At 59.0% G+C, this 16,137-nt stretch carries 13 protein-coding genes and 1 tRNA gene; 4 read left to right on the forward strand and 10 right to left on the reverse strand.

What is annotated here, in order from left to right:
- Positions 1 to 16: 16 nt before the first annotated feature.
- From ACM6I5_RS13100 to ACM6I5_RS13110, 3 genes are all read right to left on the reverse strand, one after another.
- Positions 17 to 811 carry a carbon-nitrogen hydrolase family protein gene (locus tag ACM6I5_RS13100; RefSeq protein WP_414880221.1) on the reverse strand — a complete coding sequence of 265 codons (795 nt, stop codon included), beginning with the start codon at positions 809 to 811 and terminating at the stop codon, positions 17 to 19.
- 12 nt (positions 812 to 823) lie between these two features.
- Positions 824 to 2,506 carry a flavin monoamine oxidase family protein gene (locus ACM6I5_RS13105; protein ID WP_414884032.1) on the reverse strand — a complete coding sequence of 561 codons (1,683 nt, stop codon included), beginning with the start codon at positions 2,504 to 2,506 and terminating at the stop codon, positions 824 to 826.
- A gap of 260 nt (positions 2,507 to 2,766) precedes the next feature.
- Positions 2,767 to 3,228, reverse strand: coding sequence for an Lrp/AsnC family transcriptional regulator (locus ACM6I5_RS13110; RefSeq protein WP_414884033.1), 462 nt, complete (start codon positions 3,226 to 3,228; stop codon positions 2,767 to 2,769).
- Between the two features lie 239 nt (positions 3,229 to 3,467).
- Here ACM6I5_RS13110 and ACM6I5_RS13115 point away from each other — a divergent pair, with 239 nt between their 5' ends.
- Entirely contained in the window at positions 3,468 to 4,106 is a 639-nt protein-coding gene (locus ACM6I5_RS13115) for a peptidase M41 (protein ID WP_414884047.1), read from the forward strand.
- Between the two features lie 65 nt (positions 4,107 to 4,171).
- On the opposite strand, the gene ACM6I5_RS13120 is transcribed toward ACM6I5_RS13115, so the two are convergent.
- Complete coding sequence (locus ACM6I5_RS13120; protein ID WP_017341132.1) at positions 4,172 to 4,480, reverse strand: DUF3077 domain-containing protein; 309 nt, start codon at positions 4,478 to 4,480, stop codon at positions 4,172 to 4,174.
- Positions 4,481 to 4,973: 493 nt separating this feature from the next.
- On the opposite strand from ACM6I5_RS13120, the gene ACM6I5_RS13125 reads away from it, so the two are divergent.
- Positions 4,974 to 5,339, forward strand: a complete 366-nt coding sequence (locus ACM6I5_RS13125) for a type II toxin-antitoxin system RelE/ParE family toxin (protein ID WP_414884034.1) — start codon at positions 4,974 to 4,976, stop codon at positions 5,337 to 5,339.
- The gene (locus ACM6I5_RS13130; protein ID WP_017341130.1) at positions 5,332 to 5,637 is read left to right on the forward strand and encodes an XRE family transcriptional regulator; all 306 of its coding nucleotides are present in this window, start codon (positions 5,332 to 5,334) and stop codon (positions 5,635 to 5,637) included. Before ACM6I5_RS13125 ends, ACM6I5_RS13130 begins: the two co-directional genes overlap by 8 nt.
- Before the next feature lie 79 nt (positions 5,638 to 5,716).
- On the opposite strand, the gene ACM6I5_RS13135 is transcribed toward ACM6I5_RS13130, so the two are convergent.
- The 5 genes from ACM6I5_RS13135 to rpsU all read right to left on the reverse strand — a co-directional run bounded on the left by ACM6I5_RS13135 (position 5,717) and on the right by rpsU (position 14,268).
- A tRNA-Ile gene (locus ACM6I5_RS13135) sits at positions 5,717 to 5,793 on the reverse strand.
- 15 nt (positions 5,794 to 5,808) lie between these two features.
- Complete coding sequence (locus ACM6I5_RS13140) at positions 5,809 to 9,555, reverse strand: bifunctional diguanylate cyclase/phosphodiesterase (RefSeq protein ID WP_414879263.1); 3,747 nt, start codon at positions 9,553 to 9,555, stop codon at positions 5,809 to 5,811.
- A 121-nt stretch (positions 9,556 to 9,676) separates the two neighbouring features.
- On the reverse strand, positions 9,677 to 11,524 hold the full coding sequence (gene rpoD, locus ACM6I5_RS13145; protein WP_017341128.1) for an RNA polymerase sigma factor RpoD: 1,848 nt from the start codon (positions 11,522 to 11,524) through the stop codon (positions 9,677 to 9,679).
- Positions 11,525 to 11,591: 67 nt separating this feature from the next.
- Positions 11,592 to 13,571 carry a DNA primase gene (gene dnaG, locus ACM6I5_RS13150; RefSeq protein WP_017341127.1) on the reverse strand — a complete coding sequence of 660 codons (1,980 nt, stop codon included), beginning with the start codon at positions 13,569 to 13,571 and terminating at the stop codon, positions 11,592 to 11,594.
- 481 nt (positions 13,572 to 14,052) lie between these two features.
- Positions 14,053 to 14,268 carry a 30S ribosomal protein S21 gene (gene rpsU, locus ACM6I5_RS13155; RefSeq protein ID WP_002551877.1) on the reverse strand — a complete coding sequence of 72 codons (216 nt, stop codon included), beginning with the start codon at positions 14,266 to 14,268 and terminating at the stop codon, positions 14,053 to 14,055.
- 199 nt (positions 14,269 to 14,467) lie between these two features.
- On the opposite strand from rpsU, the gene tsaD reads away from it, so the two are divergent.
- Complete coding sequence (gene tsaD / locus ACM6I5_RS13160) at positions 14,468 to 15,493, forward strand: tRNA (adenosine(37)-N6)-threonylcarbamoyltransferase complex transferase subunit TsaD (RefSeq protein ID WP_017341126.1); 1,026 nt, start codon at positions 14,468 to 14,470, stop codon at positions 15,491 to 15,493.
- Between the two features lie 23 nt (positions 15,494 to 15,516).
- Here tsaD and plsY read toward each other — a convergent pair whose 3' ends face one another.
- Positions 15,517 to 16,086, reverse strand: a complete 570-nt coding sequence (plsY, locus tag ACM6I5_RS13165) for a glycerol-3-phosphate 1-O-acyltransferase PlsY (protein WP_017341125.1) — start codon at positions 16,084 to 16,086, stop codon at positions 15,517 to 15,519.
- Positions 16,087 to 16,137: the final 51 nt, after the last annotated feature.

Here is a 16,137-nt window from a genome sequence, read left to right on the forward strand (position 1 = left end):
AGCGGATAACGGTCGATCAGCGCTTGTTAAGCTCGCCGTAAAGCTCCGGGCGGCGATCGAGGAAGTAGCGATTGGCGGCGCGGGAATCGACCATCAACTGACGATCCAGCTCACCGACAATCAGCGCTTCATCAAGGCCCGCCTGAGCGATGCGGCTGCCATCCGGTGCGGCGATGCTGCTTTGGCCGCAGTAGTGGATGTCGCCTTCGTTTCCGCAGTAATTGGCATACGCCACGTAACACTGGTTTTCGAAGGCGCGGGCGCGCACGGTGACGTCGGCGACGAAGTCGTAAGGAATCATGTTCGCTGTCGGTACCAGAATCAGCTCGGCGCCGGCCAGGGCCAGCCGCCGCGCATTTTCCGGAAACTCAACGTCGTAGCAGATCAGGAAGCCCAGCTTCCAGCCGTTGAGCTCCACCAGCGGAAAATCACCCTGCCCGGCGCTGAACATCGAGTGATCGAGGTCGCCGTACAGGTGAGTCTTGCGGTAGTTGCACAGGCGCTCGCCGTTGGCGTCGATCAATTGCACGGCGTTGTAGATCTGCCCGTCCGCAGTGCGCTCGGGATAGCCGTACAAAATGGCAATCCCTGCCGTTTTGGCAATGCGTGCGATCTGCTGTGCCGACTCTCCGTTGTGCACCTCCGCCAGGACGCTGACGGCATCGACGCCGATGTTGTAACCGGTCAAAAACATCTCCGGCAGCACCAGCAAGTCGGCACCTTTGGCCTCCAGCGCCAGTTGATGCAGGCGTTGCAGGTTGCCGGCGACGTCCAGGGGCAGCGGCGGACATTGGTAAAGGGCTACGCGCATGTGGAACTCCTTTTACTCGGGCAGGGCGATCGGACCGATCTCGTTGAACACATCTCCTGGACCCGGGTTCTCGGCGTGAGTTTCACCGCCGAAGTGTTTCATGATGCCCCACACCGCATTGAGCGAGGTCTGCACCGCGCCTTCGACCCACGCCGGCGTCCACGAAACGTCGTCGCCGGCGATGAAAATCCCGCGTTGTTCGGCCGGCATGTCGTCCTGCATGAAGTGAGCATACATGCGCTGGTTGTAGCGATAGTGGCCGGGCAGTGCACCTTTGAAAGCCCCGAGGAAATGCGGGTCGGCTTCCCACGATACGGTGATCGGATCGCCGATGATTCGCGCCGCAATATCGACTTTCGGGTAGATCTTTTTCAGCGCGTTCAAGGCCAGTTCGACGCGTTTTTCCACCGGGTGCGGCAGCATTTTCAGCGCGTCACTCATCCACGAGTACGACAGGCAGATTACCCCGGGCTTGTCGTCACCGTTGTCGAACAGGTAAGTGCCACGGGTCAGGCGATCGGTGAGGGTCATGCTCATCAGGTCGCGACCTGTTTCCGGATCCTTGTCCTTCCAGAACGGGCGGTCAACCATCACGAAGGTTTTCGACGACTGCATGTAGCGGGTGCGGTCGAGGGCCATCCACATCTTTTGCGAGAACAGGGTTTCGTCGCATTCGATCTGCGTGGTCAGCAGCCAGCTCTGGCAGGTGGTCAGTACTGCGGCGTACTCGCGGGTGTCGCCGTTGTTATCGGTGACCGCAAAACGACCGTCCGGGGCGTGAGCGATTTTTTTAACCCCGGAGCGTGGCGCGCCTCGGTGCAGCGACTTGAGGCTGGTGCCTGCGGGCCAGTGCACGCAACGCTCCGGCACATGGCGCCAGATGCCTTGCGGCACTTGTTCGACGCCGCCGACGACCAGATGTTGGTGATCGTCGCAGTTGGTCATCACGACGCGGAAGATTTCCAGCATCGAGTTCGGGAAGTCCGAGTCCCAGCCGCCGGTGCCGAAACCGACCTGGCCGAACACTTCGCGGTGATGGAACGAGAGCTTGGCGAAGGCTTCCGAGGTGGCGACAAAGTCGTAGAACGTGCGGTCGTCCCACAGCGGGACCAGGGTGTTCCAGAGCTCTTTGAGGCGCGGCACGTCACGTTCGCGGATCGCTTGCTGGATATCGGAGAACTGCGAGCCGGCTTCCAGGGCGTCGGCCCAGGCGTCAGCCACTTCCTGGAACAATGCAGGAAGATCGGCCAGCTTCTGTGCGTAGTGGGTTTTGCCTTCCAGGTCGATCACGGTGCTGCCAGAGGCCGGCGTCAGCGGATTGGGAAAGGGTTTGGTCTCGAGACCGAGCTTGTCGACATAGTGGTAAAACGCCGTGGACGACACCGGGAAGCGCATGCCGCCCAGTTCGGCGACGATGCCATCGGTCCCGTTGAACGCCTGGGAACGCAGGCGGCCGCCCAATTTAGAGGCTTCGTAGACGACGGGCTTGAGGCCCAGTTTCATCAGTTCATAGGCAGCGACCAATCCGGCAATGCCTGCGCCGACAATCGCCACTTCGGCGCCGTGGTTGTGCTCGGGAATACTGCCGAGGCCGGCCGGGTGCTCGATCCAGTCGTCGAAGCCAAATGGAAAGTCCGGACCGAAAATGGTGACTGGTTTCTTACCGTCTGCAGGATGGCGATTGTTCTTGTTCATGGCTGACCTTGCTGGCGACCGGACGCGGGATGCGCGTCTGAGTATAGGAAAAGATGGCAGCCATTCTAGAGAGCGTAGAACACGTTAATAAGACGCAATGTGTCGTCGTTTTGCTAATTAATTGATCAAAGTGACGATCTATGACTACACACTGGCTAATGTGGAAGCGGGCTTGCTCGCGAATGCGGTGGATCAGCCAACACTAATGTCGGCTGATCCACCGCATTCGCGAGCAAGCCCGCTCCCACAGGGAATCGCGTTTAAACCGGCTGCCCGCGATCAATCTTGCTGCTGAGAATGATCGACGTGGTTGTCTTCTCCACCCCATCCACGCTCCCGATCTGATCCAGCAACTGATCCAGCTGCTCCGGCGAATCGGTCCTTAACCACGCCACATAATCAAATTCACCACTGACCGCACACAACTGCTGCACCTGTGCCATCGCACTCAACCGCCGCAACACTTCCTTGCCCGAGCGCGGTTGCACCGTGATCCCGACGTACGCCTGCAAGCCGCCGTCCACCACCCGTTGACCCAACCTCACGCCATACCCGGTGATGACCTTGGTTTTTTCCAGCCGCGCCAGCCGTGACGTCACGGTGGTACGAGCGATGCCCAGCTGCCGGGCGAGCATGGCCACGCTTTCGCGGGCATTGAGCTGCAGGGCCGCGATCAATTGGCGGTCGATTTCGTCAAGCACAGGCGGGCGAGTGTCAGGCAAAGGTTGTCTCCAGCAACACACATCAATGGGTCCGCATGTTACAGCACCAATCGCATGCAGGATGTTTGGTCTAGCCTCAGTACCGTTCAGGCATTTTCACCTGCGAGACGGCCTACACCTGCACCGTCTACGGCAAAGTCTTCGCACTGGACACCGACACCGGCGCGCAACGCTGGAAGGGTGGACGCAAACCGTCAGGCATAGTCGAATGGGCTATCGAGGGATGTGAGGCGATGGACATGACGAACAGGATGCCTTCCGTTGTACGGGATCACGCATTACAGATCGCCCGTCACGAAATGGGCCACTACGTCGTGGCCCGCGCATTGGGGTTTGCAACGGGCGGCGTGACCCTGTCGGTGACCATGGACTTGCGGCATCAAGGGGGCGCCGCCATTACCCTGGCGCGCCCGATTTCGTCGATGGAAGCAATGAAAGCGCATTTGGAAGCGCGGATGATGGTCCTGTTGGCCGGCGCTATGGGGCAGACATTGTCTTCATCCGGGAAGCGCGTCGACAAGTCGAAAGCCGTAGCCATCCTGAAAGGCGCGCAGGGGGCGGAGCAGGATTACGCCAAAGTAAAAGAGTTGCAGCATTTGCTGCGCAATATCACCTGTCCCGAAACGGACCCTGCGTCATCTGAGCGTATTTCGGCTGAGCTTAAAGCGATGACGGATCGTGTATGGAGTCGAACTCAGGAAGTCGTCGAGGATCTGGCGGATACGATTGCCGAATTGGGAAGCGTGCTGGTCGACAGCATGGTCATCGTAGAGCAGTGGGGCAGGGCGGCGGATACGTATGAGGTCGTTTTTACCCGGGAAATGATTGAGCGGTTGGGGCCAGTGCAAGCCATTCCCGCGTTGGGTATCTGGGCGTAGCGCACCGGTCGATCCTGATGTGAAAGCCCCGAATTCTCGGGGCTCATTCCACGGCCAATTCGTCGCTATTTTTTGGGCTTCGCCTCTGTCCGATCGGGCACTCGCTCCAGCACCTTCACCGCATCATCAATCACTGCCTTGCTCATCGCCGTCAAATAATGCGCGGCCCAGATATGTCGGTCGGTATCGCGGTTAAAGGCAGCGTCTCTGGTCAGTTCCTTGGAAAGGAACAGAAAATCGGAGGCCATGGCTAACGCATCACTGAGGGGAACGTCTCGCGTGACATGGAACAGCGGTTGGTTCGAGCAGTAGATGAAGGGGGTGAGGCCGATGGTTTTCAGTTCTGAGGATGCTGAAGGGTTCGCTTTTGTCATTGTGTAGCTCCTAATTTGGGAGGCTGTCGCATTCGTTTCCAAGCGAATGGGTGACAGCTGTGCGCAGGTTGGAAAACCGGGAAATTAGGAAACCGGCACGTCCGAAGACGTCCCGCGCACAGCCGCCATAACTCAAGAGCTCAAGCCAGGAAAGCCTTTGCAATCGTGAAGAGGCGCTGTTGCGAATAATTTCGACGGGTTTCCAAGCCCGATCGCTGAATGGTCAGCGACGTCCCGAGACTATCCCGTCGAAGAAAAGCGCAACAAGGCATCAAAGTGCCCAAAAAGGACGATTCGGAGTTTGCCTACAAGGTCTGCGGACGTCATCCGATATTCCGACACCAGAAGTAAACAAAACCAAACGCCAGACGCGAACACCCAGCTCCAGCGAGCAACCACCGTTAACAATTTCATTGGCAACCCGAGTGGTCGCTCGGCCGCTTACGCCTAGAGTTATTCCCTTGAGATCATATTCCTTGGGTGACATATTGGTATGGGTTGGGAAGTGGAATACACCGATGAATTTGAAGGCTGGTGGGATCGCCTCAACGAAGCAGAGCAGGACTCCGTACAGGCAACAGTGATGTTGCTAGGTGATGAGGGACCGCACTTGGGTTTTCCTTACACCAGCGATATCAAGGGCTCCCGGCATGGCAACCTCCGAGAGTTAAGGGTGCAACATGCTGGCAGACCCTACCGTGTGCTGTATGCCTTTGATCCTCGGAGATGCGCGATCCTGTTGATCGGCGGTGATAAAACTGGCCACGATCGTTGGTATCTGAAGCACGTGCCGCTAGCCGAACGTCTGTACGACGAGCATTTGGAAACTTTGAAGAACGAGGGCTATGACAATGGCTAAAAAATTCGCTGATTTAGTGGCGGGGCGCTCGCCTGAGACTCAGGATCGTGTCGACGCGCTGGTTCGAAAGATGCGAGCGGAAATGCCGTTGCACGAGTTGCGACAGGCTCAGGCATTGAGCCAGGAAACGTTGGCCAAAACCCTGCATGTCAATCAGGCGGCGATTTCGAGGATGGAGCGCCGCACTGACATGTACATCAGCACGTTGCGCAACTACATACGCGCAATGGGCGGCGAACTGGAAATCATCGCGACCTTTCCTGAGGGTCAGGTAAAGATCGAAAACTTTGCAAACTGAGCGACTTAAAAATCAGGGCTACAAAAAGTCTGCCACTTCAGACACGAAAAAGCCGCGCATTCAGCGCGGCTTTTTTGTTTGGTGGGCCCACACGGACTTGAACCGTGGACCAAAGGATTATGAGTCCTCTGCTCTAACCAACTGAGCTATAGGCCCTCAGTAGGCCGCGGATTATAGCGACGGTTTCTCGGCTGTGCTATCCGAAAAATCCGATACGGCTATACGAAGAAACGTCGCGGCGAATTCGTCCGCCGGCAAGGGCAGGCTGACGATGTAGCCCTGAATCTGTTCGCAGCCTTCCTCCGCGAGGAATTGCTGCTGCGCGAACGTCTCGACGCCCTCGGCTATGACGGTGAATTGCATGCTGCGCCCCAGCGCGATGATCGCGCGAACAATGGCCGCGTCATGGGGGTCATCCGGCAGGCCGCGGACGAACGACTGGTCGATCTTGAGGATGTCCAGCGGCAGGCGCTTGAGGTAACTCAGGGATGAATAGCCGGTTCCGAAGTCATCGATGGCCAGTTGCACGCCCAGGTGTTTGAGTTGATGCAGCACCGCCAGCGCTTCCTCGGCCTGGCTCATGATGAAGTTTTCGGTAATTTCCAGTTGCAATAATCCGGGCTGAAGACGGTTGTCCTTGAGCAGTTGTTCGATCCGGCCGAGCAGGTTGGGCTGGCGCAACTGCGCGCCGGCGAGGTTGACTGACAATGGGCCGAGGCATTCATAAGTCAGGTTCCATTCGTACATCTGCCGGCATGCGGTCTCGAGCACCCAGTCGCCGATCTGCAGAATCATCCCGTTCTCTTCGGCCAAGGGAATGAAGTGCTCCGGCGGCACGGCGCCGAAAGTCGGGTGATGCCAGCGGATGAGGGCTTCTGCACCCACCAGGCGATTGTCGTCCAGGCTGATTTTCGGCTGGTAATGCAGCGACAGTTCATTGCGCTCGATGGCACGGCGCAGTTCGTGTTCCAGTGCGACCCGCTCGCTGGCCTGAGCGGTCAGGTCACGGGTATAACTCTCGACCCGGTTGCGGCCCTTGGCCTTGGAGCGGTACATCGCCGCGTCGGCGTTCTTGACCAGTGTGGCGACGTCGCAACCGTCCTTGGGGTAGAGGCTGGTGCCAATGCTGGCGCTGATGAAGAACTCGTGCTCGCCCGCCTGGAATGGCGCAGAGAAGCAGTTGAGCAACTTGGTTGCGATGTTGTCGGCGTCGCTCGACTGTTGCAGGCCGGGCAGCAGGATGATGAATTCGTCACCACCGAGGCGCGCCACGGTATCGATGTCGCGCAACTGGTCCTTGAGGCGCACGGCGATGCCCTTGAGCAGCAGGTCGCCGACCGGGTGGCCGAGGCTGTCGTTGATGTGTTTGAAGCGGTCAAGATCGAGGAACAATACGGCGCCCTGGCCGCCGTTTTCCTGCTGATTGTTGAGTGCAGTCAGCAGTCGGCTCTCGAACAGCGTGCGGTTCGGCAAGCCCGTCAGCGGGTCGTGGTGCGCCTGGTAATCGAGTTTGGCCTGCGCGTGCTTGAGGCTGGAAATGTCCGCGAATACGGCGACAAAGTGGGTGATGAACTTGTCGCGGTTGCGCACGGCGCTGATGGTCAGCCAGCTCGGATAGAGCTCTCCGTTCTTGCGCCGGTTGGAAATCTCGCCCTGCCAATGGCCTTCGGCCGTCAGTTGATGCCACATGGCCGCGTAGAAAGCGCTGTCATGCAGGCCCGAGGCGAGCAGGCGCGGGGTGTGGCCGAGGGCCTCGCTTTCGCTGTAGCCGGTGATTTCGGTAAACGCGCGGTTGACCGCGCTGATGTGTTGCTGGGTGTCGGTGATCAACACGCCCTCGGCGGTGCTCTCGAACACGGTCGCCGCCTGTTGCAGTTTTTCCTGCATCAGGTGGCGCTCGGTGATGTCCCTTGCGATGGTCAGCATGCAATCTTCGTCGCCAATCGGCAGCGGACGGCTCGACACTTCGCAGAGGCGGATCTGCCCGTCGCTGCGACGGATATGGCAACTGAAGTCGCGGACGAAACCGTCCCGATGCAGCAGGTCGAGCATCTGTTTGCGTTCGTTGAGATTGACCCAGATTCCCAACTCCAACGCCGAGCGGTCCACGGACATCGCGCTATTGAAGCCGGTAATGCGGCTGAAACCCTCGTTGACCTCCAGCAGCAAACCGTCGCTCTGCCGGGACAGCAACAAACCGTCAGGCGAGGCGTGGAAAGCCTTGGCGAATTTTTCTTCGGAGGTTTGCAGCTGTTGCTGGGTTTCCTTGAGCTGGCTGATATCCCGCACGACCACCACCAGCGCCGGGGTGGTGTCGAGGTCGAAGGGTTCGGCAGAGATCAGGCCGGTAAAAACCTGGCCATTGTTGCGGCGAAAGGGCATTTCCAGGTTACGGATGCTGCCGGCCTGCAAGCGCTGCAGCAAGCCCGGCCCGACGCCGGGGACGCCCCAGATATTGAGGTCGGTGGCCGTCTGGCCGATGACGTCTTCTGCCTTGAGGCCGATCTGTTCTTCAAACGCTTCGTTGACCTCCAGCAGGCAGCCGTCGGAAAGACGCGCAATGACCAGGATGTCCGGGCATTGCTGGAAGACCGAGGCGAACTTCTGTTCCGACAGGCGCAGCGCCTCTTCGGTGCGCTTGGCCTCGCTGATGTCGATCATCAGGCCGCGCATCACCGGCTCATGACCGTGCTCGATCAGGCTGACGATGTCGCGTACCCATATGCAGCGTCCATCGGCAGTGATGACCCGGTAATCGAGGCTGTGATCGCGCCCGGCCAACACTTCCTGATCGCAGAAGGTCTGGGCGCGGGTCAGGTCGGCGGGGTGGATGATATTGCGCCAGAAGCCTGGAATCAGCCAATGGGCCAAGGGGTAGCCGAGCAATTCTTCGGCGTGGGGCGACACATAGCTGTAGGTGAAATCGGTGATCCGCGCCTCCCAGGCAATGGCCGAAAGACTCTCCACCAGCCCGCGGTAATGGTATTCGCTGCTGCGCAGCTCCTGTTCCAGGTCGACGCGGCGGGCGATTTCCGAACTGAGGCGGCGGTTGATCCGAATCACGACCGCCAGCACCGTCATCAGTAGCAGCAGTCCCGGCAGGCCGTACACCAGCAGATCGGACCAGAATGTTCGATGATCGAGAACATTGCCGACCCAATGTTCCTGAATGGAGCTGATTTCAGCCGGGGTCATGTCTGCCAGGACTTTGTCGAGGATGCCGACCAGAATCTTGTTTTCCCGGGGCACACCCATGGCCAGTTGATAGCGATAGGGCGTTTCGCCGCTGACATACAGTCCGTCGAGTTTGAGCTGTCGCAGGCTCCAGACACTGGAGGCGAGATCGCCGACCACCGCGTCCACTTCATCGGTCGCCAGTGCCTGCAAGGCTGAGCTGACGTTGGGCAATCCGACCAGGTTCAGATCGGGATGCTGAGTGCGCAGCAGTTCATGGGGCGCGTAGTTTTCCACCACGGCGATTTTCAGGCCGTACAGGTCTTCGAGTTTGCGCGGTTGCGCGCCGCCGACGTGGGCAAGTATGACAATTGGAAAGTCGAGGTAGGGACGCGTAAATGACAGGTATGCCTGGCGTTCCGGGGTCGACATGATGCCCGGTAACAGGTCCAGTTTGGCTTGCTTGGCCTGTTCGAGAACAACCGTCCAGCTCACGGGTTCGATGGGCGTGAGCTTGATAGCCAGGCGTTGGCGGATCAGGTCGATGTAGTCCGCCGCAAGGCCCTGATAGCGGCCCTGATCATCGCGAAACTCGAAGGGTGGCCATGACGCATCCACACCCAGGCGCAAGTCCGGGTGGGCCGCCAGCCAGCTACGTTCTTCGTCGGTCAGAGTCAGCGCGCCAGCCGTTGCGGTCCAGGTCATCAGCGACAGCAAAAAAAGCACGGTCGGCAGTCTGGGCATAACGGTCTCGTTATGGCTCGGGGAATGCTTCGAGTGTAGACGGGCTATTCGGCGGGAGGGAGGTGCGAGGGATTTTATCTGCACAAAGCAAAACCCCCGGCCTGGGCCGGGGGTTTTGTGATCACTCGTCGAGGAAGGAGCGCAAATGCTCGCTTCTCGTCGGGTGGCGCAGCTTGCGCAGCGCCTTGGCTTCGATCTGGCGAATCCGTTCACGGGTCACGTCGAACTGTTTACCAACCTCCTCGAGGGTGTGGTCGGTATTCATATCGATACCGAAGCGCATGCGCAGAACCTTGGCTTCACGGGCAGTGAGGCCGGACAGGACTTCGCGAGTCGCTTCTTTAAGGCTCTCAACGGTAGCAACATCGATTGGCGACTGCATGGTCGAGTCTTCGATGAAGTCACCCAGATGGGAGTCTTCGTCATCACCGATCGGGGTTTCCATGGAGATCGGCTCTTTAGCGATCTTCAATACCTTGCGGATCTTGTCCTCAGGCATTTCCATGCGTTCGCCCAGCTCTTCCGGGGTCGGTTCGCGACCCATTTCCTGCAACATCTGCCGGGAAATACGGTTGAGCTTGTTGATCGTCTCGATCATGTGCACCGGAATACGGATGGTGCGGGCCTGGTCGGCGATCGAGCGAGTGATCGCCTGACGGATCCACCAGGTGGCATAAGTCGAGAATTTGTAGCCGCGGCGGTATTCGAACTTGTCTACCGCTTTCATCAGACCGATGTTGCCTTCCTGGATCAGATCGAGGAATTGCAGGCCACGGTTGGTGTACTTCTTGGCGATGGAGATCACCAGACGCAAGTTCGCTTCAACCATCTCTTTCTTCGCGCGGCGGGCCTTGGCCTCACCGATCGACATGCGACGGTTGATGTCCTTGATCTCGGCGATCGTCAAACCGGTTTCGGTTTCCAGCGCGGTCAGCTTCTGCTGGCAACGAATGATGTCCGGTTGCAGGCGACCAATGGCTTCAGCGTATTTGCTTTTGCCTTTGGCCAGTGCATCGGTCCAGCTTTCGTCGACTTCATTGCCCGGGAACTGGCGCAGGAAATCGGCACGCGGCATGCGGGCATCACGAACGCACAGTTGCATGATCGCGCGCTCTTGCTGACGCAGACGATCCAGGGCACTGCGAACACGCTCGACCAGGCCTTCGAATTGCTTCGGCACCAGTTTGATCGGCATGAACAGCTCAGCCAGCAGCAACAGTTCGGCAATCGCCGCCTTGTTGTTGCGACCGTGCTTTTTCAGCGCCTTGCGGGTGATTTCCATCTGATCGGAGACAGCGCCAAAACGCTGTGCCGCGATGACCGGATCCGGACCGCTTTCGGCTTCTTCTTCGTCATCCGTTGCTTCGGCGTCATCGTCGTCGGTGTCGTCGTCCGCTTTCACGGCTTTCGGATCGACTGGCGGCGGCACTTCTGCAGCAGGCGGCGCAATGCCGTCGTCCGGGTCGATATAACCGCTCAGGACGTCGGACAGGCGGCCACCTTCGGTGGTGACGCGAGTGTACTCGGAGAGAATATGGTCAACCGTGCCAGGGAAGTGCGCGATTGCGCCCATCACTTCGCGGATGCCCTCTTCAATACGTTTGGCGATTTCGATTTCGCCTTCACGTGTGAGGAGCTCTACCGTACCCATTTCACGCATGTACATGCGCACTGGGTCGGTTGTGCGACCAATGTCGGTCTCGACCGCTGCCAACGCTGCTGCTGCCTCTTCGGCCGCGGCTTCGTCGGTATCGGCGTCGGCCAGCATAAGGGAATCCTTATCTGGCGCAACCTCGAATACGTTGATCCCCATGTCATTGATCATGCGGATGATGTCTTCCACCTGTTCCGGATCTGAAATATCCTCCGGCAGGTGGTCGTTGACCTCCGCGTAAGTCAGGTAGCCCTGCTCACGACCAAGTGTGATCAACTCTTTGATACGAGACTGCTGTTGCGCTTTTCCGGACATAACACCCTATCCACTGAAGGTCTTGGCGGGCAAAAAACAAGCCGAGGATTATACCTGAGCTATGACCTCACGCGCCAGTTGAGGTCGGGTTTGGTGTAGCCATATTGCGTTTTAATAGGTCGCGCATCTGATTTGCGATCTGATTTGCTTCCTCTGCGGTCAATCCTGGCTGCCTTGCTTTTCTGATAAGTGCTTCAAGGCTATCGGTGTGTTGACCGGCTGATAGCCTAGTAATGGTGTCTAAAAACTGTTGTTCAAGGTTATCGCCCTTAATCAGCCATTCCTTTTCCGCCAATGCTTTGAGCAGACGTCCCTGTTCAGTCCCGTGCCAGCGGGCCATTAACTGAATTGAGTTTAGCTTAGGATTTTTTTGCACCGCCTCGATAAGGGCCACCAGCAGTTGTGCGTAGGTGTTGCTCTCATTGGCGAAGTGATCGGCGGTTTCTACCTTGCCGGCCAGTTCCGGGTGATGAATGAGTGTGCGAAGTGCAATCAGTGTCGGGGCTTCCACGGCAATCGGTGTGCGCGGAGCGCTCGGTTGATCGCGATCACCGCCACGCTTGCCATTCTTGTCCCAGGGTTTCTTGTCCCATTTCTTGCCGCCGGCACCGGGTTTCTTCGGCGTCCATTCCTGCTGCGGCACATACATCTCTTGTGCCTGCGGCTGATGGTAGTCGCTGTAGTCCGGCATGGCGTCGTAATCGATGCCCGGGTCGTAGGCCGGTGGCGCGTCTTGAGGCGCGCTTTGTACCAGTTGGCTCACGGCTTCGCCGCTGAGGCCGGTGATTTCGGTCAGGCGCTGACGCATCAGGATGCGTAGGTTCGCACCCGGGACCTTGTCGATCAGCGGCGCGGCGAGGGTGGCCATGTGGGCCTTGCCTTCGAGCGAGCGCGGATCGGATTCCTCGGTCAGCTGCTGAAAGAAATAATCTGCCAGTGGCTGTGCGTGCTGATTGATTCGCGCGCGGAACGCGTCAGTGCCTTCGGAGCGGACCAGCGTGTCCGGGTCCTCGCCCTCAGGCAGGAACAGGAAACGTGCACGGCGCCCGTCTTGCAGGCAGGGCAGGGTGGCCTCCAGCGCTCGCCACGCGGCGTTGCGGCCAGCCTGGTCGCCGTCGAAGCAGAACAACACGTTGGGCACAACGCGAAACAGTCGTTTCAAATGCTCTTCGCTGGTGGCGGTGCCCAGCGTGGCGACGGCATTGCGCAAGCCTTGTTGGGCGAGGGCTATGACATCCATGTAGCCTTCGACGACGATGATTTCATCGAGATTGCGGTTGTTTTTGCGTGCTTCATAAAGGCCGTAGAGTTCCTGGCCCTTATGGAATACCGGGGTTTCCGGTGAGTTCAGGTATTTCGGTTTGTCATCGCCCAGTACCCGGCCGCCGAAAGCGATGATGCGCCCGCGGCTGTCGCGGATCGGAAACATCACGCGATCGCGGAAGCGGTCATAGCGTTTGCCGGTTTCGGCGTTTTCGATCAGCAGGCCGGCATCGACCATGGCTTTCTGTTGCAGGGTGTCGCTGCTCAAGTGCTTGAACAGATTGTCCCAGCCAGGCGGGGCGAAACCGAGGCCAAAATCCCGGGCAATCTCGCCGGTCAGTCCGCGACCCTTCAGGTAATCCACGGCGGCTTTACGCGATGGATGGCTTTTCAGTGCCTGGCGGTAGAAATCGGCGGCGGCGGTGAGAAGCGGGTATAGCGGCGAATCGGTCGGCTGCCGCGGTTTGTGCGGCCGGCCGCTTTCTTCGCGGGGGATTTCCATGCCGGCGGCTTTGGCCAGTTCTTCGACAGCCTGGATGAAGTCCAGGTTGTCGTGGTCCATCATGAAGCCGAGGGCGTTTCCGCCAGCGCCGCAGCCGAAGCAGTAATAGAACTGCTTGTCGGGACTGACGCTGAAGGAGGGGGTTTTCTCTTTGTGGAACGGGCAGCAGGCAGTGTAGTTCTTGCCGGCCTTTTTCAGTTGCAGGCGCGAGCTGACCACATCGACGATGTCGGTGCGGTTCAGAAGGTCGTCAATGAAGCTCTGGGGAATTAGCCCGGCCATGGCGTTCTCGTCATCTGCGCTGAAATGGACCCGAAACGAAGGGCGGCCGAATACAGGTCGTAGTTTGAGGCGCGCAAAATGTGCGGCTCGACCAGTGTCGTCTGCGTAATCGCTGTCGGGAAGTGTATCTGCCGAAAATCCACTGACGTTAATGCCAATCAGTATTCGACTATTTGAAAGTGTTTCGCTGAATCCGCTGCGGCCAGTCGATGGCCTCGGATAGCTCATAAGCGGGCACGCAAGAAGGTGCCTTGGGCTGATCGTCGTGAGAGGAATCAGTGGGTGTGCTCGTCAGTAGCCTTGGAAGGCTCGTCAGAAAAGACGTGCACCGCTGGCAAAAGAGCCAGGTCTGACGCTGTGAAGCGGGTTTGTCTCGGTCGCATGTGCGGCTTTGACGGTGAAGCATCAAGCGATTTCCGCAAATGCCATAAGCCCGGCTGAGGGCCGGGCTTGGCAGAAGCTTGCTACGATCGTCTGTGTATTAGTACAGACGAACGGCGCGGCGCTGTTCGCGCTGAACTTTCTTGGCGTGACGCTTAACAGCGGCTGCTGCTTTGCGCTTACGCTCAGAAGTTGGCTTCTCGTAAAATTCGCGGCTACGAACTTCAGCCAGTACACCGGCTTTTTCGCAGGAGCGCTTGAAACGACGCAGAGCTACGTCGAAGGGTTCGTTCTCTTTTACTTTGACGGCTGGCATCCAGAGCTACCTTCATTCATTACCGGGGTCAACATCCTCGCGGCAAAAGAGCACTTGAAGACGTCGGTTTTTAAGGGTTGCGGATGTTAACCCCTCATCGACCGGAATGCAAAGCCTCTGATCGAAAACCGCTAGTCGGCGCATCCCGTGGCGACTATTATGCGCGCCTTCGAATTCAGCCTAAACAGGGCGCAAACCCATGCTAGTACTGGGCTTAGAAACCTCTTGCGACGAGACAGGTGTCGCATTATACGACAGTGAACGCGGCCTGCTGGCCGATGCGTTGTTCAGCCAGATCGACCTGCATCGCGCCTATGGTGGCGTGGTGCCGGAGCTGGCGTCGCGCGATCACGTCAAACGCATGCTGCCCTTGATTCGTCAGGTGTTGGCTGAAGCTGACTGCGTGCCGACCGAGATCGATGCGATTGCTTACACCGCGGGCCCCGGGCTGGTTGGTGCGCTGCTGGTGGGGGCTTCCTGCGCTCAGGCGCTGGCCTTTGCCTGGGGCATTCCGGCCCTCGGCGTGCACCACATGGAAGGCCACTTGCTGGCGCCAATGCTGGAGTCGAAACCACCAGAGTTCCCGTTCGTCGCTTTGTTGGTGTCCGGCGGTCATACGCAGCTGGTTCAGGTCGACGGGATCGGTCAATACACGCTCTTGGGCGAGACCCTTGATGATGCGGCCGGTGAAGCGTTCGACAAGACGGCAAAGATGATGGGGCTGAATTATCCGGGCGGTCCGGAAATCGCTCGCCTGGCGGAACAGGGCGTTGCAGGGCGTTTCACCTTTCCGCGTCCGATGTGCGACCGCCCGGGGCTGGCATTCAGCTTCAGCGGCCTGAAGACATTTGCCCTGAACACCTGGCAGCAGAGCGTCAACGCCGGGGACGACAGCGAGCAAGCCCGTTGCGACATCGCGCTGGCGTTCCAGCAGGCCGTGGTGGAGACTTTGACCATCAAGTGCAAGCGTGCCCTGAAACAGGCGGGTATGAAGCGTCTGGTGATCGCTGGCGGCGTCAGCGCGAACAAGGCGCTGCGTTCTTCTCTGGAGAAAATGCTCGGCGACCTGAAGGGCGACGTCTTTTACGCCCGTCCGGAGTTCTGCACCGACAATGGCGCGATGATCGCGTTCGCTGGCTGCCAGCGTTTGCAGGCCGGTCAGCATGAAAGCCTGGCGATCAGCGTTCAGGCGCGCTGGCCGATGGAGCAATTGTCGGGGCTGTGATGAGCGGCGCTCACGTGCGGTATCTAAAAATGCCGTTCGCGCCCGGCAAACAGGTCGCGTAGATTGCCGCGATGACGCCAGACGATCAGCCCCGTAAGTGCGCTCATGGGCAGCAATGCCGCCGGTTCTTGCCAGGCCAGCAGCGGCAGGGTAAGTGGTGTGGCGATCAGGGCGGCGAGTGAGCTGGTGCGGGTCAGGAAGAACGTCAGCAGCCACGCGCAGACTGCCAGCAAGGCCGCAGGCGGGTAAAGGCCCAGCAACATGCCAGCGGCGGTGGCGACGCCCTTGCCGCCGCGAAAGCGAAAGTACAGGGGGAACAGGTGACCGATGACGGCGCAAACGCCGATCCAGGCCTGTTCTTGCAGCGAAAGGCCCGCAATGCCTGCGATCAACACCGGCAGCAGGCCTTTGCAGAGGTCGCCGATGAGGGTCAGGATGGCGAGTTTCTTGCCGGCCAGGCGCAACATGTTGGTGGCGCCGGCATTGCCCGAGCCACTCATTCGCGGATCGGGGTTACCGGTCAGGCGGCTGAGCAAAATGGCGAAGGACAGAGAGCCGAGCAGGTAGGCGAAGGTCGCCAGTAACCAAAACATGCTAACTATTCCGGGCGAGGACGCCCTGATTCTAACGGCGCATTGCGCCCT

The organism is Pseudomonas sp. IT-P171, assembly GCF_949767765.1.
GTDB classification, from domain to species: domain Bacteria; phylum Pseudomonadota; class Gammaproteobacteria; order Pseudomonadales; family Pseudomonadaceae; genus Aquipseudomonas; species Aquipseudomonas fluorescens_B.